This is a genomic window from Mycobacterium sp. UM_11 (assembly GCF_001414075.1).
GTDB lineage: Bacteria > Actinomycetota > Actinomycetes > Mycobacteriales > Mycobacteriaceae > Mycobacterium.
This window is the reverse complement of record NZ_LATC01000065.1, coordinates 1-19,995: the sequence shown is the minus strand read 5'-3', so window position 1 is coordinate 19,995 and position 19,995 is coordinate 1. Positions and strand designations below refer to the sequence as shown.

Here is a 19,995-nt window from a genome sequence, read left to right as displayed (position 1 = left end):
CGAATCCGGCGCACCGGGCTCGACTAGGGTGATCCCCGACGCGACGGGACCACCGCGAAACGCCCAGATCTAAGGAGCGCACAGTGCAATTCGATGTGACCATCGAGATCCTGAAAGGCCAGCGGAACAAGTATGAGATCGACCACGAGACCGGACGGGTGCGTCTGGACCGCTACCTGTACACCTCGATGGGCTACCCGACCGACTACGGCTTCATCGAGGACACCCTCGGCGAAGACGGCGACCCGCTGGACGCGATGGTGTTGCTGCCGCAGTCGGTCTTTCCCGGAGTCATCGTCGAGGCGCGTCCGGTGGGCATGTTCCGGATGACCGACGAAAAGGGCGGCGACGACAAGGTGCTGTGCGTGCCCGCCGGCGACCACCGCTGGGACCAGGTCCAGGACATCGGCGACGTTCCGGAGTTCGAGCTGGACGTGATCAAGCACTTCTTCGTGCACTACAAGGACTTGGAGCCGGGCAAGTTTGTTAAGGCCGCCGACTGGGTCGGCCGCGCGGAGGCCGAGGCCGAGGTGCAGCGTTCGATCGAGCGGTTCAAGAAAGAGGGGCACTGACGCCCGCTGAGGTGCGGTGACGCTCACGGCGTAACCGCACGCCGATTTCCGGTGGCATCCTGGCGAGGTGACCCCGGTGTGGCATTTCGCCGCCAACTTCTGGTGGCTGGTTTTTCCGCTGGGCGGCGCGATCGGCGGCGGCCTTCGCGCCATTGCCGCCGCCAACGAGCGCCGGGCCGAGCGTCGGCTCGAACGGTATCGGCTGAAGCAGCAAGCCAAGATCGCGGTGGCCGAGGCCTCCGGCCGGGCGCGGACCAACCACGAGAGCGACCGACGAGAGCTCGCCAAACTCGTTGCGGCGCATGACGGCACCGACGGGCGGTGGCTCGAATACGAAGTCGACATCGCGCGACTGCTCGACTTCCCGATGATGACCGACATGCGCGCCCCGCTGACCGTCGCCTTTCACAAGGCCAAGCGGCACGCGGACCTGCTGCGGCCGGAACCGCCCGAGACCCTGCTCGGCGACCGGAACGCCTTGGCCGAATACCGCGACGCCGTTCACGAATACGTCAGCGCGTTCGAGATCGCCGAGGCCGAGGCGATTCGCCGGCGCCGCAGCGACTTCTCGGCGGACGAGCAACAACGGATGGCGCGGGCCCAGAGCCTGCTGCACCTGGCGCAGGACGACGCCGCCACCCGCGAGGAACGCCAGAATGCCTACGCGCGGGCGAGCAAGGAATTGGACGGCCTGATCGCGCTGCCGGCGCCCGCGCGGGTCAGCATCGAACGGCGCATCGCGGGCCAGATCGAGGCCTAGCCGGCCGGCGAGGCGGCGGCCTTGGCCTGGCGCCGGTTGCGGAGCACGCTCCAGCTCAGCGCCGCCCCGATGAACACCACGCCCACGGAGGCGGTGATGGGGTCGGGGACCTCGAACCGCGGGTCGATCGACAGCAGCATGATCACCGCCAGCACACCGATCGCCCAGTGCGCGCCGTGTTCCAGGTACACGTACCGGTCCAGCGCATCCTGCTTCACCAGGAAGATCGTGATGGACCGCACGAACATCGACCCGATCAGCCCGAGACCCAGGGCGATGACGACGGGGTCCGAGGTGATCGCGAAGGCGCCGGTGACCCCGTCGAACGAGAAGGCGGCATCGAGCACCTCGAGATAGAGGAACAGGCTCAGGCCGGCCTTGCCGGCCGCCGTGCCGGCCGACACCGCGTCGATGTCCGGGGGCCGAAACGCCCGGCTCAGACCGTTGACCACCAGGTACGTCACCAGGCCGAGCAATCCGGCGGTGAGCACGGTCGCGCGCTCGCCGCCGGAGTGGGTCAGCCGCGTGCCGACGAGGATCAGCGCGACGCCGGTGACCGCCACCGGCACCTGGCCCAGCCGCCCGATGCGGGCGAACGGGATCTCGATCCACTTGAGCCACTTGATGTCTCGGTCGTGGAAGACGAAATCCAAGAACAGCATCAGCAGGAATGTGCCGCCGAACGCCGCGATCTGCGGATGCGCGGCGGTGATCAGCTTTTCGTAGCTGGGCGAGCCGTCGGGGAATTCCAGCGCGCCGTGCGGCGGGGGGTTCAGCGCCAACTGCATCGCGCGGACCGGATCGAGTCCCGCGGTCACCCACACGATCACCAGCGGGAAGAGCAGCCGCATGCCGAAGACCGCGATCAGAATCCCGACGGTCAAGAACATCTGCCGCCAGAACGGGCTCATCTGCTTGAGGATCGCGGCGTTGATGATGGCGTTGTCGAACGACAGCGAGACCTCGAGGGTGGCCAGCACCAGCAGCAGGAAGAGGTCTTTGAGGCCGCCGTGGGCGTATCCGACCGCGAGGGCCGCCACGGAGACCAACAGCGAGATCCCGAATATGCGCAAGGCGGCCAAGGTCCTTTCCGACAGCCGCCCACGATAGCGAACGCCGCTCGCCGCCGCCGACCAGCGCCCACCGGCACCTACTATTTTCAAATTGTGGCGATGCCCGAAGTCGGCGGTACCCCAGCGTCGACCGGCGCCGGTCCGATCACGCGCGGCAGCGTGGCCCGGGTCGCCACCGCGACGGCGCTGACCGCCCTGTGCGGCTACGCGGTGATCTATCTGGCCGCCCGTGACCTGGCCCCGGGCGGCTTTTCGGTGTTCGGGGTGTTCTGGGGGGCGTTCGGCCTGGTCACCGGCGCCGCCTTCGGGCTGCTGCAGGAGACCACCCGGGAGGTCCGGTCGGCCCGCTACTCGGCGGCGCCGGCCGGCGACGAACCGCGAACCCACCCGCTGCGGGTCGCCATGCTGGTCGGTGTGGCCGCGGCCGTCGTCATCGGCGGCAGCTCGCCGCTGTGGAGCGGGCGGGTGTTCGTCGAGGAGCGGTGGCTGTCGGTGGCGCTGCTGTCCGTCGGGCTGGCCGGGTTCTGCGTGCACGCCACCCTGTTGGGCATGCTGGCCGGCACCGACCGGTGGACCGGCTATGGGGCGTTGATGGCGACCGACGCCGTCATCCGGGTGGCGGTCGCCGCGGCCACCGTCCTGCTCGGTTGGCGGCTGGTCGGCTACCTGTGGGCCACGGTCGCGGGGGCGGTCGCGTGGGTGATCGTGCTGGCGGTCTCCCCGTCGGCCCGGGCCGCCGCCCAGGCGCTGACGCCCGGCGGCGTCCAGACCTTCCTGCGGGGAGCCGCCCATTCGATCACCGCCGCCGGCGCCAGCGCGATCCTGGTGATGGGCTTTCCGGTGCTGCTGAAGCTGACCAGCAACGAGCTGGGGGCCGAGGGCGGGGTGATCATCCTGGCCGTGACGTTGACGCGGGCGCCGCTGCTGGTGCCGCTCACGGCCATGCAGGGCAACCTGATCGCGCATTTCGTCGACGCGCGCGGTGACCGGATTCGCGCCCTGGTCGCCCCGGCCGCGATCATCGCCGGCGTCGGCGCGGTCGGGGTGCTGGCGGCCGGGCTGGTGGGCCCCTGGTTGCTGCGGGCCGCGTTCGGGCCGCAGTACCACGCCAGCGGTGCGCTGCTGGCCTGGCTCACCGGGGCGGCGGTGGCGATCGCCATGCTGACGCTCACCGGCGCCGGGGCCGTCGCGGCCGCGCTGCACCGGGCTTACTCGCTGGGCTGGGTTTCAGCGACGGTGGCGTCGGGATTGCTGCTGTTGCTACCGCTGCCCCTGCCGGCCCGCACCGTGGTGGCCCTGCTGTGCGGACCCGTGGTCGGAATCGGCGTTCATCTGGCGGCGCTGGCGCGCGCCGGGCGCTCAGCCGGCTGATCCTGGCTAACCTTATGAGCTAGATGGTTACTGAACCCAGATACTCGGGCGCCTGGATCGTCATCCCCGCCTTCAACGAAGCCGCCGTCATCGGCGAGGTGGTCGCCGACGTGCGCTCCGTGTTCGACAACGTCGTCTGCGTGGACGACGGCAGCGCCGACGACACCGGCGAGATCGCCCGGCGGGCCGGTGCGCACCTGGTGCGCCACCCGATCAATCTGGGGCAGGGGGCGGCCATCCAGACCGGCGTCGAGTACGCGCGCAAACAGCCTGGGGCGCAGGTGTTCGCCACGTTCGACGGGGACGGGCAGCACCGGGTCAAGGATCTGGCCGCGATGATCGACCGGCTGTGCGCGGAGGACGTCGACGTCGTGATCGGCACGCGGTTCGGCGCGCACGGCGGGACCCGACCGCCGTTCGTGAAGCGGGTGGTGCTGCAGACCGCCGCGCGGCTGAGCCGCCGCGGTCGCCGACTTGGCTTGACCGACACCAACAATGGGCTGCGGGTGTTCAACAAGAAGGTCGCCGACGGTCTGGACATCACCATGAGCGGCATGAGCCACGCCAACGAGTTCATCATGCTGGTCGCCGAAAACCATTGGCGCATCGTCGAACAACCGGTCGAGGTGCTCTACACCGATTACTCGAAGTCGAAGGGGCAGCCGCTGCTCAACGGCGTCAACATCATCTTCGACGGGTTCCTGCGAGGGAGGGCTTCACGATGAACTGGATCCAGGTGCTGCTGATCGGCTCGATCGTCGCGCTGCTGGTCTACCTGCTGCGGTCGCGGCGGAACGCGCGCTCGCGGGCCTGGGTCAAGGTCGGCTACGTCGTCTTCGTGCTGGCCGGGATCTACGCCGTGGTCCGGCCCGACGACACGACCGTCGTCGCGCATTGGTTCGGGGTGCGCCGCGGCACCGACCTGATGCTCTACGCGCTGATCATGGCGTTCTGCTTCACCACCATGAGCACCTACATGCGGTTCAAGGACCTGGAACTGCGCTACGCGCGGCTGGCCCGGGCGGTCGCGCTCGAGGGCGCCGAGGAGCCCGAGGCTCCGCACTCTGCGTCGAACGTGTAGCCCAACCTGCCCGCGCGCCGCGGCTGAGTGTGCGCTGACGGCATTGCGGGTGTACCCACGGCGGAATTTCTGCGAATTCCCCGCCCTAGACGCACACTCGAAGCCGCGACAGAAGGCGCGGGGTCAGACCGTCCGCGCGCCGCGGAAGTACTCGACCGTGCGGCGCACGCCGTCGTCGAGCCCGACCCGCGGCCGCCACCCCAAAACCCGCTCCGCCAAACCGATGTCGAGGCAGGACCGCCTCAGGTCGCCGAGCCGCGGCGGCGCGAACTCCGGATCGTCGGGCCCGCCGACGGCCGCCGCCACCGCCGAATGCAGCTGCCGGTCCGAGGTTTCAATGCCGGTGCCGATGTTGAAGCGCTGCCCACCGCCCGCCTCCCCCGCGGCCTTGACGAAGGCGTCCACCACGTCGTCGACGAACACGTAGTCGCGGGTGTTGCCGCCGTCGCCGAACACCCGGGTGGGCTTACCCGACAGCAGCGCCTGGGCGAAGATCGCCACCACGCCGGCCTCGCCGTGCGGGTCCTGGCGGGGGCCGTAGACGTTGGCCGGCGCGATGTGCGAGCAGTCCAGGCCGTAGAGGTGGCGGAAGGTGTTCAGGTAGATCTCCCCGGCCACCTTCCCCGCGGCATACGGCGATGCCGGGTCGGTCGGCACGGTCTCGGGCGTCGGATATTGGGGCGGGGTGCCGTAGATGGAGCCGCCGGACGAGGTGTGCACGACCTTGCGCACCCCCGCCAGCCGCGCCGCCTCGGCCAGGCGCACGGTGCCGATGACGTTGACCGAGGCGTCGAATTGCGGGTCGGCCACCGAGTGCCGCACGTCGATCTGGGCCGCCAGGTGGAACACCACCTCGGGCCGGTGCTCGTCGAGGATGGCCTGCAGGTCGGCGGTGACGATGTCCGCCTCGACGAAGACGAGCGCCGGGTTGTCGGCCAGGTGCTCGAGGTTGCTCGCGCGGCCGCTGGCGAAGTTGTCCAGCCCCACCACCGCGTGGCCGTCGGCCAACAGGCGGTCGACTAGCGTCGACCCGATGAATCCGGCTGCCCCGGTGACCAGTGCGCGCACCGGCCCACCATACATAGCGGCCGTGGCCATCGCGCTGATCGCCGTCCAGCTGGGAATACGCGCGGCGCTGGCGTTCGGGGGCTACTTCTATTGGGACGACCTGATCCTGATCGGCAAGGCCGGCACCCACAACTTGCTGTCGCCCGCGTACCTGTTCGACGACCACGACGGCCACGTCATGCCGGGTGCTTTTCTGGTCGGCGGGGCCATCATCCGGCTGGCCCCGCTGAATTGGACCGGCCCGGCAATCAGCCTGTTGGTGCTGCAGCTGCTGGCCTCGCTGGCGCTGCTGCGGGCGTTGCACGTCATCCTCGGCTGGCGGCCGGTGCTGTTGCTCCCGCTGACGTTCGCGTTGTTCACGCCGCTGGCCGTGCCGGGCTTCGCCTGGTGGGCCGCGGCGCTGAACTCGCTGCCGATGCTGGCCGCGCTGGCCTGGGTGTGCGGCGACGCCGTCCAGCTGGTGCGCACCGGCGACCGGCGTTACGCGCTGACCGGGACGCTGGTCTACTTCGGCGGGCTGCTGTTCTTCGAAAAGGCCGCGGTGATCCCGTTCGTCGCGTTCGCGGTGGCCGCGCTGCTGCGCCACGTCCAGGGTGATCGGGCGGCGCTGCGGACGGTGTGGCGGGCCGGGCTGCGGCTGTGGATCCCGACCCTGACGGTGACGGCGGGCTGGATCGCGCTGTATGTGGCCGTGGTGAACCAGCGACGGTGGAGCACCGACCTGGCGATGACGGCGGACCTGCTGGCGCGGTCGGTCACGCACGGCATCGTCCCCGGGCTGGCCGGGGGTCCATGGCACTGGGACCGGTGGGCGCCGGCCTCGCCGTGGGCCACCCCGCCGCCGGCGGTGATGGCGCTGGGCTGGCTGGTGCTGGCCGGCGCGCTGGCGGTCTCCTTGGTGCGCAAGCGGCGCATCGCGCCGGTGTGGCTGACCGCGGTCGGCTATGCCGTCGCCTGCCAGGTGCCGATCTATTTGATGCGCTCGTCGAAGCAGACCGCGCTGGAACTGGCCCAAACCCTGCGCTATTTCCCGGATCTCGTCTTCGTGCTGGCGCTGCTGGCCGCCGTGGCGTTCTGCGCGCCGAACCGGCCCGCGGGGCCGCGCTGGCTGGACGCCTCACCCAGACGTGCCGTGGTGACGCTGGGTTTGGCGGTGTCGTTCGTGGCCAGCAGCCTCTATTCGACGGCCACGTTCTTGACCAGCTGGCGGGACAATCCGGCCCAGCCCTACCTGCAGAACGCGCGGGCGGGCTTGGCCGCGGCGAACGCCGCCGCCACGGCGCCGCTGCTGGATCAGGAGGTCGACCCGATGGTGCTGCAGCGGGTGGCGGCACCCGAGAACCTTGCCAGCCACATGTTCGCCCTGCTGCGGGACAGGCCCGAATTCGCCCCGGCCACAACGCAATTGCGCATGCTGGACAGCGCGGGTCGGCTGGTCAGGGCGCAGGTGACCTGGGTGCGGACCATCGCGCCGGGACCCATGCCGCAATGCGGGTACTTCGCGCAACCGGACAAGCCGGCGCGGTTGGTGCTCGACGGGCCGCTGTTGCCCGCCGACTGGACCGTCGAAATCAACTACCTGGCCAACAGCGACGGAACGATGACGCTGTCGCTGACGCAGGGACCCGACGTCAAGGTCCCCGTGCACCCCGGGCTCAACCGCGTCTTCGCCCGGCTGCCCGGCGCGGGGGACGCGATCACCGTGCGGGCCAACACCACCGCGCTGGCGTTGTGCATCGCCTCGGGTCCGGTGGGCTTCCTGGCGCCGGCCTAGCCGGCTTCGCGCGTCATGCCGGCGTGACGCCGGGCGGCGACGGTCACGCTGGCGCGACGTTCGGTGCGGAAAGTGCTGAAACTGTGGAGCCGCCTAGGAGAATCGAACTCCTGACCTATTCATTACGAGTGAATCGCTCTACCGACTGAGCTAAGGCGGCACGGCGGCACGAGTCTACGGCAGGCCGGGGTGGCCCGCCAAAGTCCGGGCGATCAATCCCGCAGCTCCTGGCCGAAGGTGGCCACCATGGCGTCGACGGCGAACTTGGGCTTGACGTTGATCGCCAGCGCCTCGCGGCACTCCAGCACCGCCTCGATGCAGCGCAGCAGCCGCTGCGGCGGCGCGTGCGCGGCCAGTGCGGACACCCGCTCGGCCATGTCCGGGTGGTTGGACCGCACCGACCCCGCCCCCGCCGAGACCATGAGCGCATCGCGGAAATAGGTCGCCAGGTCGATCAGCGCCCGGTCCAGGGCGTCGCGGGAGGCCCGGGTCTGGCGCGACTTCTGGCGCCGTTCGAGGTCTTTCATCGCGCCGGTGGCACCCCGCAGCGCCCCGGCGGTGCCCTTGCCGGTGCCGCCGGCGCCCAGGGCCGTCCGCAGCTCCTCGGTCTCGGCCTCGGCGCGGTCCGCGGTGAGCACCACCGCCTCGGTTTCGGCCGCGGCCACCAGCTCCTCGGCGGCGGCATAGGCCCGCGACGGCGTCGCGGCGTCGCGGACCAACGCCAGCGCCCGCTCGCGGCGCGCCCGCGCCTCGGCGTCGGTCGCCAGCCGCCGCGCCCGGCCCACGTGGCCGCCGCTGACCGACGCCGCCCAGTTCGCGGTCTCGGGGGTCAGGCCGTCGCTGTCGATCAGCACGCGCGCGATCGCCTCGGTCGGCGGGGTGACGAGCGCGACGTGCCGGCAGCGGGAACGCAGCGTGATGGCGATGTCCTCGGGGTCCACCGACGGCGCGCACAGCAGGAACACCGTCGACGGCGGCGGCTCCTCGACGACCTTGAGCAGCGCGTTGGCCGCGCCCTCGGTCAGCCGGTCGGCGTCCTCGATCACCACGATCTGGCGATGCCCGGTGGCCGGGCGCCGCGACGCGATCTGCACGATGCCGCGCATCTCGTCGACGCCGATCGACAGCCCCTCGGGCACCACCCGGCGCACGTCGGCGTGGGTGCCGGCCATCGTCGTGGTGCACGCCCGGCATTGCCCGCACCCGGGTTCCCCGGGTGAGGTGCACTGCAGCGCGGCCGCGAAGCACAGCGCCGCGACCGAGCGGCCCGACCCCGGGGGACCCGTGATCAGCCACGCATGTGTCATAGTCCCGGCGCCCGCATCGCTGTGAACCACGTCACCGCGGGCCGCCCTGGCGGCAGCGAGCAGCTCGGCCGTCACCACGTCCTGGCCTACCAGCCGCGTAAACACCCCGGACATCACCGGCAACATTAGCCACCCCCGCCGACATATACCGATCGGCCACCGGATCGCGACAATCCCGTTACATTTCCCCCCTTTTCGGCCGGTCGGGCGCCGCAGTGGGATGGTTGGAAGTTTCCGAAGAGTCACTGCCGACCGATACGGTGGGACCGTGGCAACACCGGCAGCACTGCCCGGGCGGATCAGCGGATTCGTCCGGTGGGTGGTGCGCACCCCGTGGCCACTGTTCTCGCTGAGCATGCTGCAGGCCGACATCATCGGCGCCCTCTTCGTGCTCGGCTTCCTGCGCTACGCCCTGCCCCCCGAGGACCGCATCCAGCTGCAGGACCTGCCCGTGCTCAACCTGGCCCTGTTCGGGACGGCCCTGGTGGTGCTGTTCCTGGCCGGCTGGATGGTCAACCTGAAACTGCTGATGCCGGTCTTCCGCTGGCAGCGCCGCGACAACCTGCTCGCCGAGGCGGACCCGGCCGCCACCGAGCTGGCCCGCAGCCGCGCGCTGCGGATGCCGTTCTACCGCACGCTGATCAGCATGGTGGCCTGGTGCATCGGCGGCGTGGTGTTCATCATCGCCAGCTGGTCGGTCGCCCGGTTCGCCGCGCCGGTCGTGGCCGTCGCGACCGGGCTCGGCGCCGCGGCGACCGCCATCATCGGCTACCTGCAGTCCGAGCGGGTGCTGCGGCCGGTGGCCGTGGCGGCCCTGCGCAGCGGCGTGCCCGAGAACGTTCAGGCGCCCGGCGTCATCCTGCGCCAGATCCTGACGTGGATGCTGTCCACCGCCGTGCCGGTGCTCGCGATCGTGCTGGCCGTGATGGCGGACAAGGCGTCCCTGCTGCACGCCACCCCGGAAAAGCTGTTCACCCCCATCCTGTTGCTGGCGCTGGCGGCGCTGGGCATCGGCTTCGTCAGCACCCTGCTGGTGGCCATGTCGATCGCCGACCCGCTGCGGCAGCTGCGCTGGGCGCTGTCGGAGGTGCAGCGCGGAAACTACAACGCGCACATGCAGATCTACGACGCCAGCGAGCTGGGCCTGCTGCAGGCGGGCTTCAACGACATGGTGCGTGACCTCTCCGAGCGGCAGCGGCTGCGCGACCTGTTCGGCCGCTACGTGGGTGAGGACGTGGCCCGCCGGGCGCTGGAGCGCGGCACCGAGCTGGGTGGTCAGGAGCGCCACGTCGCCGTCCTGTTCGTCGACCTGGTCGGCTCCACCAAGCTCGCGGCGACGCGACCGCCCGCCGAGGTGGTCCACCTGCTCAACGAGTTCTTCCGGGTGGTGGTCGAAACCGTGGGCCGGCACGGCGGTTTCGTGAACAAGTTCCAGGGCGACGCGGCGCTGGCCATCTTCGGCGCGCCGATCGAACACCCCGACGCTTCGGGCGGCGCGCTCGCCGCGGCCCGCGAGCTGCACGACGAGCTGCTCCCGGTGATCGGCTCGGCGGAGTTCGGGATCGGGGTGTCGGCGGGCAGGGCGATTGCCGGGCACATCGGCGCGCAGGCCCGCTTCGAGTACACGGTCATCGGGGACCCGGTCAACGAGGCCGCCCGGCTGACCGAGCTGGCCAAACTCGAGCCCGGCCACGTGCTGGCGTCGGCGATCGCGGTCAGCGGCGCGCTGGACGCCGAGGCCCTGTGCTGGGACGTCGGCGAGGTCGTCGAATTGCGCGGGCGCACCGCGCCCACCCAGCTGGCCCGGCCCGTGCATCTGGCCGGATCCCCGGAGCCCCAGCAGTCCCAGCCCGTGCGGGCGCCCGAGGAGGTGCCCAGCGAGGCGATCGGCCCGGGCTTCTAGGCCGGGCTAGTTGCGCTTGGCGGCCTTCTTGGCCGGGGCCTTCTTGCGGGCGGACTTCTTCGCCGGACGCTTCACCGGGCCGCGCGCCCGACGGTCGGCCAGCAGTTCGGCGGCGCGTTCGTCGGTGATCGACAGGACGTCGTCGCCCTTGCGCAGGCTCGCGTTGGTCTCGCCGTCGGTGACGTACGGGCCGAACCGGCCGTCCTTGATCACCATCGGCTTGCCGGTCGCGGGGTCGGTGCCCAGCTCGCGCAACGGCGGCGCGGCCGCGGCTTGCCTGCCGCGGCGTTTGGGCTCCGCGTAGATCTTCAGCGCCTCGTCCAGCGTGATCTCGAAGATCTGGTCCTCGGTGGACAGCGAGCGAGAATCAGTGCCGCGCTTCAGGTATGGGCCGTAACGACCGTTCTGCGCGGTGATCTCCTCGCCGGTCTGCGGGTCCACGCCGACCACCCGGGGCAGCGACAGCAGCCTCAGCGCGTCGGAGAGGGTGACCGTTTGCAGGTCCATGCTGCGCAGCAGCGAGCCGGTGCGCGGTTTGGGGCCGGTCGGCTTCTTGCCCTTCTTCGCCGGGGCGCCGCCGTCCTCCTCCCCGGGGGGTTCGGGCAGAATCTCGGTCACGTACGGCCCGTACCGGCCGTCCTTGGCGACGATCTCGTGCCCCGTTTCCGGGTCGACCCCCAACGTGCGCCCCTCTTGCGGCGTGGCGAACAGCTGCTCGGCCACCTCCAGCGTCAGCTCGTCGGGCGTCAGCGAGTCGTTGAGGTTGGCGCGCTGAGGCTTTGGCTCGCCGTCATCGCCAGCGACCATGCGTTCCAGGTAAGGCCCGTTCTTGCCCACCCGAACATACACGGGACGACCCTGCTCGTCGTCAAACAGCTTGATGGAGTTGACTTCTCGCGCGTCGATGCCTTCGAGGTTGACGCCGACGAGCTTCTTCAGGCCGCCGGAGCGGGCCACCGAATCGGCCACGCCGTGTTCGCCGCCGAAGTAGAAGCGGTTGAGCCAGTCGGTGCGCCGCTCCTGCCCCGACGCGATCGCGTCGAGCTCGTCCTCCATCGCGGCGGTGAAGTCGTAATCGACCAGCCGGCCGAAATGCTGCTCCAGCAAACCGGTTACGGCGAACGCGACCCAGGACGGCACGAGGGCGCTGCCCTTCTTGTGCACGTAGCCGCGGTCCTGGATGGTCTTGATGATCGACGAGTAGGTCGACGGGCGGCCGATGCCCAGCTCCTCGAGCGCCTTGACCAGCGACGCCTCGGTGTAGCGCGCCGGCGGGTTGGTGGCGTGGCCGTCGGGCGTGAGCTCGATCGCGTCCAGCCGCTGGCCCTGCGTCAGCTGCGGCAGCCGGCTCTCGGCGTCGTCGGCCTCGCCGCCCGCCAATTCGTCGACGGTTTCCACGTAGGCCTTCAGGAAGCCGGCGAAGGTGATGGTGCGGCCGCTGGCCGAGAACAGGACGTCGCGCCCGCCCGACTGGCCGCCGATCCGCAGGCTCAGCGTGGTGCCGCGCGCGTCGGCCATCTGCGAGGCCACCGTGCGCTGCCAGATCAGCTCGTAGAGCCGGAACTCGTCGCCGTCGAGCTCGCGGCGCACCGCGTCGGGAGTGGCGAACGTCTCACCGGCGGGCCGGATGGCCTCGTGCGCCTCCTGCGCGTTCTTTACCTTGCGGGTGTACTGGCGCGGCGATGGCGAGACGTATTCCTCGCCGTAGAGCTGACGCGCCTGCGTGCGGGCGGCGTTGATGGCCGACTGCGACAGCGTCGTCGAGTCGGTACGCATATAGGTGATGTAGCCGTTCTCGTAGAGCCGCTGCGCGATGCTCATGGTGCGCTCCGAGGAGAACCGCAGCTTGCGGCCGGCCTCCTGCTGCAGCGTCGACGTCATGAACGGCGCGTAGGGCCGGCGGGTGTAGGGCTTCTCCTCCACCGAGGCGACGGCCAGCTGGGCCCCGCGCAGCCCGGTGGCCAGCTCCGTGGCCTGGGCCTCGTCCAGGACGATGACCTCGTCGGCCTTGCGCAGCTGGCCCAGCGAGTCGAAATCGCGGCCCGTCGCCACGCGCAGGCCGTCGACGCCGGCCAGCCGAGCGGTGAACGTGGGCGGGGAGGCCTGTGGGTCGGACACGCTGGCGTCCAGCCGGGCCAGGATGTCCCAGTAGGAGGCGCTGCGGAACGCCATGCGGTCGCGTTCCCGCTGCACGATGATGCGCGTGGCCACCGACTGGACGCGGCCCGCGGACAGCTTGGGCGCGACCTTCTTCCAGAGCACCGGGCTGACCTCGTAGCCGTACAGCCGGTCCAGGATGCGGCGGGTCTCCTGCGCGTCGACCAGGTCGATGTCCAGGTCACGAGGGTTTTCGGCGGCCTCGAGGATGGCCGGTTCGGTGATCTCGTGGAACACCATCCGCTTGACCGGGATGTTCGGCTTCAGGGTTTCCAGCAGGTGCCAGGCGATGGCTTCGCCCTCGCGGTCACCATCCGTGGCGAGATAGAGCTCGTCGACGCCCTTCAGCAGGCCCTTGAGTTCGCTGACCGTGCTCTTTTTCTCCGGGCTGATGATGTAGAGCGGTTCGAAGTCGTGGTCGACGTTGACGCCCAGCCGGGCCCACGGCTCCGACTTGTACTTGGCCGGCACGTCGGCGGCGGCGCGGGGCAGGTCGCGGATGTGGCCGCGGGAGGATTCGACGATGTAGTTGGAGCCCAGGTAGCCGGCCAGTTTGCGCGCCTTGGTCGGCGACTCGACGATGACGAGTCGCCTACGGCTCCCAGTCCGGCCGCTTTCGCGGTCCGTGAGATTCGGGTCGGCCAACTACGCTTACGCTCCATCCTTGATCTGGGCCCCACTGCGGGGCCGCCCCGCAGAAGAATGACAGGCCGGCGTCAGAAATTCCGGGGAAATTCAGATACGCCAGCGTTCCTTCGCCTTCGGGCATCTGACAATTTCGCACCCTTGACCGCGACTGCGCAAACCGGCCGCCGCGGCCGCAAATGTTTTCCCGCGGTTATACCCGCGGCCAGACCGATGTCGCGTCAACGCCGTCCGGCGCGTCGCCCACGTTCTCTACCAGGCGCGATAGCCGACGGCGGCCGCTGATCCGAAGCGCCGGGCGCCCGCCGCGGGTGCCGATCAATGTCGGGGCGATTCCGACCCGCATCAGGGCCGACGCCAGCGGGGAATGGGTGTCGGGCGCGTGGGGATCCAGGCCCAACAGGTAATGGTCGCCCTCGGGGTGACCGGCCGCCAGTGTCCACGCCCGCAATTCGCGGGGTCCGGGCAGCCAGCGCGGCGGCACGGTCTTCACCGCGCCGCGCGTCCATTCGGCGGCCAAACCGACCAAGGACGCCGTGACCGCGGTCCGCACCAGCGGGGTGTCCTCGTCGGTGCGACCGATCTCGGGTTCCAGCCCCGCCTCGCGGATCATCTCGGCCAGCGCCTCGGCGCGCCACGGCTGATCCACCACCACGGACAGCCGCGCGCCCTGCGCCTCGGGACCGCCGACCATCACGATCTGACCCGAAGCCGCCAGCACCCCGGACAGATCGGCGACCGCGGGCGGCACCGACTCCGCTGTGAAGAAGGAAAGCTGGCTCACGCCAACGACAGTAGGCCAGGTCTACCATCCGCGTCTTGAACCAACCGGCGCGGCGAGGAGTTTCGCGAGCTTAGCGCAATACGAAAACCCCCCGGCGGGCCCGCTGGGCGGGACTGCACGGGGGGTCCGTTGAGAGTCGGCTCGTCCGTTAGACGGAGCGGACTCCGGTGGCCTGGGGGCCCTTAGGGCTGTGGCCGATTTCGAACTCGACCTTCTGGTTTTCTTCGAGGGTGCGGAAGCCCGAACCCTGGATCTCCGTGTAGTGGACAAACACGTCAGCGGAGCCGTCTTCGGGGGCAATGAACCCGAAGCCCTTCTCCGCGTTGAACCACTTCACAGTTCCCTGTGGCATCTCTCGATCTTTCCTTTTCTTCTGGGTGCGGGGCATCGCTTTTCGATGCCCCGGGCCTGGTACGACCGCCATACCTCGCTCAGTCGCCGGAACTTCACCCGACCGATTAACCTCGCAGGAACCGCGGCCGCAACGATAGATCCTGCGAAGTTTTGACACGAACACAGAAGCTGCGACCGCAAATAGTCAACCATGTTCATCGCTTCGGCGACAGACTTGCGTCCCCCAGGCGTGTAAGGAGGGTGTGAACTTGGCGAGTTTCGGCAGCGAGCTGCTCGCCGCCGCGCTCGCCGGTACCGCCCCCGACGAGCACCCGCTGCGCCACGTCGCCGAGCTGCCGCCGCGAAGCGGCCGGCCGCACAATTGGCCGGCGTGGGCCGAGCCCGACGTGGTGCGCGCCTTCACCGACCGCGGCGTCGGTTCCCCCTGGTCACACCAGTCGGCGGCCGCGGAACTGGCACACGCCGGCCGGCACGTGGTGGTGAGCACCGGGACCGCGTCGGGCAAGTCGTTGGCCTATCAGCTGCCCGTCCTCAACGCGCTGGCCACCGACCCGCGCGCCCGCGTGCTCTACCTGTCCCCGACGAAGGCGCTGGGCCACGACCAATTGCGCGCCGCGCACGCGTTGACGGCCGCCATCCCGCGGTGCCAGGACGTGGCTCCCACCGCCTATGACGGCGACAGCCCCCCGGAAGTCCGCCGTTTCGCGCGAGAGCGGTCCCGCTGGTTGTTTTCCAATCCCGACATGATCCACCTGTCGATCTTGCGCAACCATGCCCGCTGGGCCGTGCTGCTGCGGGGCCTTCGGTTCGTGATCGTCGACGAATGCCATTACTACCGCGGGGTTTTCGGATCCAACGTGGCGATGGTGCTGCGCCGGTTGCTGCGGCTGTGCGCGCGCTACTCTTCGGCGCCCACGGTGATCTTCGCCAGCGCGACGACCGATGCACCGGGCGCGACGGCCGCCGAGCTGATCGGGCTTCCGGTCGAGGAGGTCACCGAGGACGGATCGCCACAGGGCGCCCGGACGGTGGCGCTGTGGGAGCCGGCGCTGCGGGCGGATCTGCTCGGCGAGAACGGCGCGCCGGTGCGCCGCTCCGCCGGCGCGGAGGCGGCGCGGGTGATGGCGGACCTGGTCGCCGAGGGAGCGCAAACGCTGACGTTCGTCCGGTCGCGCCGCGCCGCGGAGTTGACCGCGCTGGGCACCCAGGCCCGGCTGGACGAGATCGCCCCGGATCTTTCCGGCAAGGTGGCTTCGTACCGGGCCGGCTATCTCGCCGAGGACCGGACGGCGCTCGAGCGCGCCCTCGCCGAGGGACGGCTGCGCGGCCTGGCCACCACGAATGCCCTGGAGCTGGGCGTCGACATCGCGGGGCTGGACGCCGTGGTGCTCGCCGGGTTCCCCGGGACGGTCGCCTCGTTCTGGCAGCAGGCCGGCCGCTCGGGCCGCCGCGGGCAGGGGGCGTTGGTGGTGCTGATCGCCCGCGACGACCCGCTGGACACGTTTCTGGTGCACAACCCGGCCGCGCTGCTGGGCAAGCCCGTGGAGCGGGTGGTGATCGACCCGGCCAACCCTTACATCGTGGCGCCCCAATTACTATGCGCCGCAACCGAAATGCCGCTCGACGACGCCGAGGTGCGTGACTTCGGCGCCATCGAGGTGGCCGAGGGCCTGGTCGACGACGGGCTGCTGCGGCGCCGCAACGGCAAGTACTTTCCCGCGGCCGGCCTCGAACCGCATGGGGCGGTGGACATCCGGGGCTCGGCGGGCGGCCAGATCGTCATCGTCGAGGCCGACACCGGGCGGTTGTTGGGCAGCACCGGTGTCGGTCAGGCCCCGGCGTCGGTGCACCCGGGCGCCGTCTACCTGCATCAGGGCGAAAGCTACGTCGTCGACTCGCTGGACCTCGAGGACGCGATCGCGTTCGTGCACGCCGAGGACCCCGGTTACGCGACGTTTGCGCGGGAGATCACCGACATCGCCGTCACCGGCACCGGGGAGCGCAAGCAGTTCGGACCGGTCACCCTGGGCCTGGTGCCGGTGACCGTCACCCACCAGGTGGTGGGCTATCTGCGCCGCCGGCTGTCCGGGGAGGTGATCGACTTCATCGAGTTGGACATGCCCGAACACACGCTGGCGACCACCGCGGTGATGTACACCATCACCGAGGATGCGTTGGCGCGCAAGGGGATTGACGCACCGCGGATCCCGGGTTCGCTGCACGCCGCCGAGCACGCCGCGATCGGCCTGCTGCCGCTGGTGGCCAGCTGCGATCGTGGCGACATCGGCGGCTTGTCCACCGCCGTGGGACCGGACCCGGCCGGGCTGCCCAGCGTCTTCGTGTACGACGGCTATCCGGGCGGCGCCGGTTTCGCCGAACGCGGCTATCGCCAGGTGAGTACCTGGTTGGGCGCGACCGCCGCCGCCATCGAGTCATGCGAATGCCCACGCGGGTGTCCGTCGTGCGTGCAATCACCCAAGTGCGGCAACGGCAACGACCCACTCGACAAGGCGGGCGCGGTGCGCGTGCTGCGGTTGGTCCTCGCGGAGCTGGCCCGCGCGTGAGCAACCACGCGGATGACGACCGACCCCTCGACGGCCGACCCCACGAATACGCCCGGTGCCGTACGTGCCGATCGCATTAGCTGCTGCTCAAGAAACGATGGCGGGCTGTGGCGCGGGCCAACCAACTCATCGGTGAGCGGTCGTCGGCCCCGCCGCGCGGGCGCAGCAGCAAACTACCAGGGCCGCGGCGGCATGGCAACCATGCCCGCGCGCCGATGAGCCCGAAGGCTTTGCCGCAGAGCGCGATAGCGCATTTCCAGAGCCGGACCGAGACGGCCGGCGGACCCGAGGTCCCGAGAACCCGCCGCCCCGCCGTAAAATCGGGCGCATGGCCCACGACTGGTTGCTCGTGGAGACGCTGGGGGGCGAGCCCACCGTGGTGGCGCAGGGACGTCAACTGAAGAACCTCGTCCCCATCACCACGTTCATGCGCCGTAGCCCCTATCTGGCCGCGGTGCGGACGGCGATCGCCGAAACCGTACAGACCGGGCAGAGCCTGACGAGCATCACGCCCAAGCGCGACCGCGTGATTCGCACCGAACCGGTGGTGATGTCGGACGGCTTCATCCACGGCGTGCACGTGTGGACCGGACCCGCCGACGTCGAACCGCCCGAGCGGCCGACCCCGGGACCCCTGAAGTGGGATCTGACCCAGGGCGTCGCCACCGACACCCGGGAGTCGTTGACCAACAGCGGAAAGAATCCCGAGGTGGAGGTCACTTTCGGCAGGGCCTTCGCCGAAGACCTGCCGTCGCGCGAGCTCAACCCCAACGAAACCAAGGTTCTTGCCATGGCCGTCAAGGCCAAGCCCGACCAAACCATTTGCAGCACTTGGGATCTCACCGACTGGCAGGGCACTCCCATGCGGATCGGTTTCGTGGCGCGCACCGGCCTGGAGGAGGGGCCCGACGGCCGCGACCACCTGATCGCGCGGGCGATCAACTGGCGCGCCGAGCTCAAGGGCCCCCCGGTGTCGACCGATGATCTGGCGCAACGGATCCTGAGCGGACTGGCCCAGGCCGGCGTCCACCGGGCGCTGATCGACCTGAAGAACTGGGCGCTGCTGAAATGGCTGGACGAACCCTGCACCTTCTACGACTGGCGGGGCAGCGAGACCGGCAAGCCGAAGGTCCACCCCGACGACCAGCACCTGGTGGCGTCGATGACCGAGGAATTCGCCCGGGGCGCCACCAGCCGGGTGTTGCGAATGCCCGCCGTCGACGATGGATGGGTGCCGGTGCACGTCACCGTCAACCGGGTGGAGCTCGAACCGGACACCTACGCCGGGCTGGTCTCGCTGCGGTTGCCGTCCGATCAGGAGCTCGCCGCCGCCGGGCGGCCGGACGGCGACCCGGCGGCCTAGCCACGAACCGGCCCCGCCCGCGCGGCGGCACCGGCCGCACCACCGAAGACCGGCACCCGGACGGTGACGACGACGTCGAGGCCCTCCACCACGCAACCGGCGTCGCCGGCCCGCATCCGGTGTGCGACCGCGGTCGCGCGGGCGCAGGCCGCTTCGGGCCCGGCCGGCAGCCGGGCGGCCGCGGCCAGCGCGGCCAGATCGGCGGCCGCCTGCGCGCGATGCCGCGCCACCACCACCGCACCGAGGTACGCCCCGGCCCCCGTAACGGACAGCAGCACCGCCACCATCCAGGCCGCGACCAGGGTGGCCGCGCCCCGATCATCCCGAGGGCTCGGCCACCGAAACAGCCTTGGCCGCAATCTCGATCGCCGGCAACAACTTCGAGTGCGCGACCACGGTGGCCACCACGAACTCACCGTCGCGGTGCACCTCGACGCGCGCCCCGCCGGGGGCGACGCGGCGGGCGACGCCCACCGCCGAGCCCTCGTCCCCGCGGGCGGCCAGGCGGGCGGCCTCCCGGGCGGCGTCCACGCAGCGCACCTGCATCGACACCGCCGTGATGCCGGCCAGACATAGCACCAGCACGACGACGAGCGTGGCGATGCCCAGCGCGGCCTCGACGGTGGCGGCACCGGCACTACCGGCTAGGCCTTGGTGTTGAGCGCGCGGCCGATGATGTTGGTCAGCGCCGACACGATGGAGTCGCCGGTCACGACGGTGTACAGGATCGCCCCGAAGGCGGCCGCCGCCACGGTGCCGATGGCGTACTCGACCGTGGACATGCCCGACTCGTCGGACGCCAACACCGTCACCCGGGCGACGATGACCCGAATCATGTTGTACAGCAATGGTTTCCTTTCCTCTCACCATAATCCAGACTGGAAGACATCGCCGGCGAGCCCGGCCACCACCGGGACGATCCCCAGGCACACGAACGCCGGCAAGAAGCACACCCCGAGTGGGCCGGCGATCAGCACCCCGGCGCGCTCGGCGGCGGCGGTAGCCGCGTGCGCGGCGTCGTGACGGGATTGGTCGGCCAGTTCGGCGACGCCCTCGGCCAGCGCCGCGCCCGAGGCCGCCGAACGCCGAGCCAACCGCAGCAACGCCTCGACCTGGGCGTCGGCACCTACCTCCGGCGAAACCGCCCATGCGACAACGGGATCCGCGCCCAACGCCAGCAGGTCGGCCGCTCGCCGCAGCACCTGTCTCTTATACACAT

Annotated in this window: 19 protein-coding genes and 1 tRNA gene; 9 read left to right on the top strand and 11 right to left on the bottom strand. The window is 70.4% G+C overall.

What is annotated here, in order from left to right; translation table 11 throughout:
- The first annotated feature begins 83 nt into the window (after positions 1-83).
- Positions 84-572: an inorganic diphosphatase gene (locus WU80_RS16610; protein ID WP_055403801.1), complete on the top strand. Its 489-nt coding sequence runs from the start codon at positions 84-86 to the stop codon at positions 570-572.
- Positions 573-639: 67 nt separating this feature from the next.
- The gene (locus WU80_RS16605; RefSeq protein ID WP_055403800.1) at positions 640-1,332 is read left to right on the top strand and encodes a hypothetical protein; all 693 of its coding nucleotides are present in this window, start codon (positions 640-642) and stop codon (positions 1,330-1,332) included.
- Here WU80_RS16605 and WU80_RS16600 read toward each other — a convergent pair.
- Positions 1,329-2,414, bottom strand: coding sequence for a DUF475 domain-containing protein (locus WU80_RS16600; RefSeq protein WP_055403799.1), 1,086 nt, complete (start codon positions 2,412-2,414; stop codon positions 1,329-1,331). The genes WU80_RS16605 and WU80_RS16600 overlap by 4 nt on opposite strands.
- Positions 2,415-2,504: 90 nt before the next feature.
- On the opposite strand from WU80_RS16600, the gene WU80_RS16595 reads away from it, so the two are divergent.
- From WU80_RS16595 to WU80_RS16585, 3 genes are read left to right on the top strand one after another with little or no spacing between them, the layout of a single operon-like run.
- Positions 2,505-3,776: a hypothetical protein gene (locus tag WU80_RS16595; RefSeq protein ID WP_055403798.1), complete on the top strand. Its 1,272-nt coding sequence runs from the start codon at positions 2,505-2,507 to the stop codon at positions 3,774-3,776.
- Between the two features lie 23 nt (positions 3,777-3,799).
- The gene (locus WU80_RS16590; protein ID WP_055403797.1) at positions 3,800-4,501 is read left to right on the top strand and encodes a glycosyltransferase family 2 protein; all 702 of its coding nucleotides are present in this window, start codon (positions 3,800-3,802) and stop codon (positions 4,499-4,501) included.
- A complete protein-coding gene (locus WU80_RS16585) occupies positions 4,498-4,857 on the top strand; it encodes a DUF2304 domain-containing protein (protein WP_055403796.1) in 360 nt (119 codons plus the stop codon). Before WU80_RS16590 ends, WU80_RS16585 begins: the two co-directional genes overlap by 4 nt.
- 123 nt (positions 4,858-4,980) lie before the next feature.
- On the opposite strand, the gene WU80_RS16580 is transcribed toward WU80_RS16585, so the two are convergent.
- A complete protein-coding gene (locus WU80_RS16580) occupies positions 4,981-5,925 on the bottom strand; it encodes an NAD-dependent epimerase/dehydratase family protein (protein WP_197281267.1) in 945 nt (314 codons plus the stop codon).
- Between WU80_RS16580 and WU80_RS16575 the strand changes: the two genes are divergently transcribed.
- On the top strand, positions 5,891-7,699 hold the full coding sequence (locus WU80_RS16575; RefSeq protein ID WP_197281266.1) for a hypothetical protein: 1,809 nt from the start codon (positions 5,891-5,893) through the stop codon (positions 7,697-7,699). The genes WU80_RS16580 and WU80_RS16575 overlap by 35 nt on opposite strands.
- Positions 7,700-7,783: 84 nt before the next feature.
- On the opposite strand, the gene WU80_RS16570 is transcribed toward WU80_RS16575, so the two are convergent.
- Together WU80_RS16570 and WU80_RS16565 are read right to left on the bottom strand one after the other, a co-directional pair.
- Positions 7,784-7,859 (bottom strand) — tRNA-Thr (locus tag WU80_RS16570).
- Between the two features lie 52 nt (positions 7,860-7,911).
- A complete protein-coding gene (locus WU80_RS16565; RefSeq protein WP_055403814.1) occupies positions 7,912-9,120 on the bottom strand; it encodes a DNA polymerase III subunit delta' in 1,209 nt (402 codons plus the stop codon).
- Positions 9,121-9,226: 106 nt separating this feature from the next.
- On the opposite strand from WU80_RS16565, the gene WU80_RS16560 reads away from it, so the two are divergent.
- Entirely contained in the window at positions 9,227-10,909 is a 1,683-nt protein-coding gene (locus WU80_RS16560; RefSeq protein WP_231633837.1) for an adenylate/guanylate cyclase domain-containing protein, read from the top strand.
- A gap of 6 nt (positions 10,910-10,915) precedes the next feature.
- On the opposite strand, the gene topA is transcribed toward WU80_RS16560, so the two are convergent.
- The 3 genes from topA to cspA all read right to left on the bottom strand — a co-directional run bounded on the left by topA (position 10,916) and on the right by cspA (position 14,847).
- Positions 10,916-13,711 (bottom strand): type I DNA topoisomerase, encoded by a 2,796-nt coding sequence (gene topA, locus WU80_RS16555; RefSeq protein ID WP_055403793.1) that lies wholly within the window; start codon positions 13,709-13,711, stop codon positions 10,916-10,918.
- A 193-nt stretch (positions 13,712-13,904) separates the two neighbouring features.
- Entirely contained in the window at positions 13,905-14,495 is a 591-nt protein-coding gene (locus WU80_RS16550) for a hypothetical protein (RefSeq protein WP_055403792.1), read from the bottom strand.
- A gap of 148 nt (positions 14,496-14,643) precedes the next feature.
- Positions 14,644-14,847 (bottom strand): cold shock protein CspA, encoded by a 204-nt coding sequence (gene cspA, locus WU80_RS16545; RefSeq protein WP_007166602.1) that lies wholly within the window; start codon positions 14,845-14,847, stop codon positions 14,644-14,646.
- A gap of 250 nt (positions 14,848-15,097) precedes the next feature.
- Between cspA and WU80_RS16540 the strand changes: the two genes are divergently transcribed.
- Both WU80_RS16540 and WU80_RS16535 read left to right on the top strand, forming a co-directional pair.
- Positions 15,098-17,413 (top strand): DEAD/DEAH box helicase, encoded by a 2,316-nt coding sequence (locus WU80_RS16540; RefSeq protein ID WP_055403813.1) that lies wholly within the window; start codon positions 15,098-15,100, stop codon positions 17,411-17,413.
- A gap of 328 nt (positions 17,414-17,741) precedes the next feature.
- On the top strand, positions 17,742-18,776 hold the full coding sequence (locus WU80_RS16535) for a PAS domain-containing protein (protein ID WP_055403791.1): 1,035 nt from the start codon (positions 17,742-17,744) through the stop codon (positions 18,774-18,776).
- Here WU80_RS16535 and WU80_RS16530 read toward each other — a convergent pair.
- The 4 genes from WU80_RS16530 to WU80_RS16515 form a co-directional block, all read right to left on the bottom strand.
- Positions 18,773-19,063: an Rv3654c family TadE-like protein gene (locus WU80_RS16530; RefSeq protein WP_369808540.1), complete on the bottom strand. Its 291-nt coding sequence runs from the start codon at positions 19,061-19,063 to the stop codon at positions 18,773-18,775. The genes WU80_RS16535 and WU80_RS16530 overlap by 4 nt on opposite strands.
- 31 nt (positions 19,064-19,094) lie before the next feature.
- Complete coding sequence (locus tag WU80_RS16525) at positions 19,095-19,385, bottom strand: TadE family type IV pilus minor pilin (RefSeq protein WP_082459892.1); 291 nt, start codon at positions 19,383-19,385, stop codon at positions 19,095-19,097.
- 35 nt (positions 19,386-19,420) lie between these two features.
- Positions 19,421-19,612: a DUF4244 domain-containing protein gene (locus tag WU80_RS16520; RefSeq protein WP_055403811.1), complete on the bottom strand. Its 192-nt coding sequence runs from the start codon at positions 19,610-19,612 to the stop codon at positions 19,421-19,423.
- Positions 19,613-19,639: 27 nt separating this feature from the next.
- Positions 19,640-19,995, bottom strand: a 356-nt coding sequence (locus WU80_RS16515; protein WP_197285996.1) for a type II secretion system F family protein, incomplete at its 5' end; no start/stop codon positions are given.

Excerpts from the sequence above, each read along its gene's own strand:
- WU80_RS16565 (WP_055403814.1), bottom strand. The coding sequence starts at position 9,120 with ATGTCCGGGGTGTTTACGCGGCTGGTAGGCCAGGACGTGGTGACGGCC.
- cspA (WP_007166602.1), bottom strand. The coding sequence starts at position 14,847 with ATGCCACAGGGAACTGTGAAGTGGTTCAACGCGGAGAAGGGCTTCGGG.
- WU80_RS16535 (WP_055403791.1), top strand. The coding sequence starts at position 17,742 with ATGGCCCACGACTGGTTGCTCGTGGAGACGCTGGGGGGCGAGCCCACC.
- WU80_RS16520 (WP_055403811.1), bottom strand. The coding sequence starts at position 19,612 with ATGATTCGGGTCATCGTCGCCCGGGTGACGGTGTTGGCGTCCGACGAG.
- WU80_RS16575 (WP_197281266.1), top strand. The coding sequence starts at position 5,891 with ATGAATCCGGCTGCCCCGGTGACCAGTGCGCGCACCGGCCCACCATAC.
- WU80_RS16560 (WP_231633837.1), top strand. The coding sequence starts at position 9,227 with ATGGTTGGAAGTTTCCGAAGAGTCACTGCCGACCGATACGGTGGGACC.
- WU80_RS16530 (WP_369808540.1), bottom strand. The coding sequence starts at position 19,063 with ATGGTGGCGGTGCTGCTGTCCGTTACGGGGGCCGGGGCGTACCTCGGT.
- WU80_RS16590 (WP_055403797.1), top strand. The coding sequence starts at position 3,800 with ATGGTTACTGAACCCAGATACTCGGGCGCCTGGATCGTCATCCCCGCC.
- WU80_RS16595 (WP_055403798.1), top strand. The coding sequence starts at position 2,505 with ATGCCCGAAGTCGGCGGTACCCCAGCGTCGACCGGCGCCGGTCCGATC.
- WU80_RS16585 (WP_055403796.1), top strand. The coding sequence starts at position 4,498 with ATGAACTGGATCCAGGTGCTGCTGATCGGCTCGATCGTCGCGCTGCTG.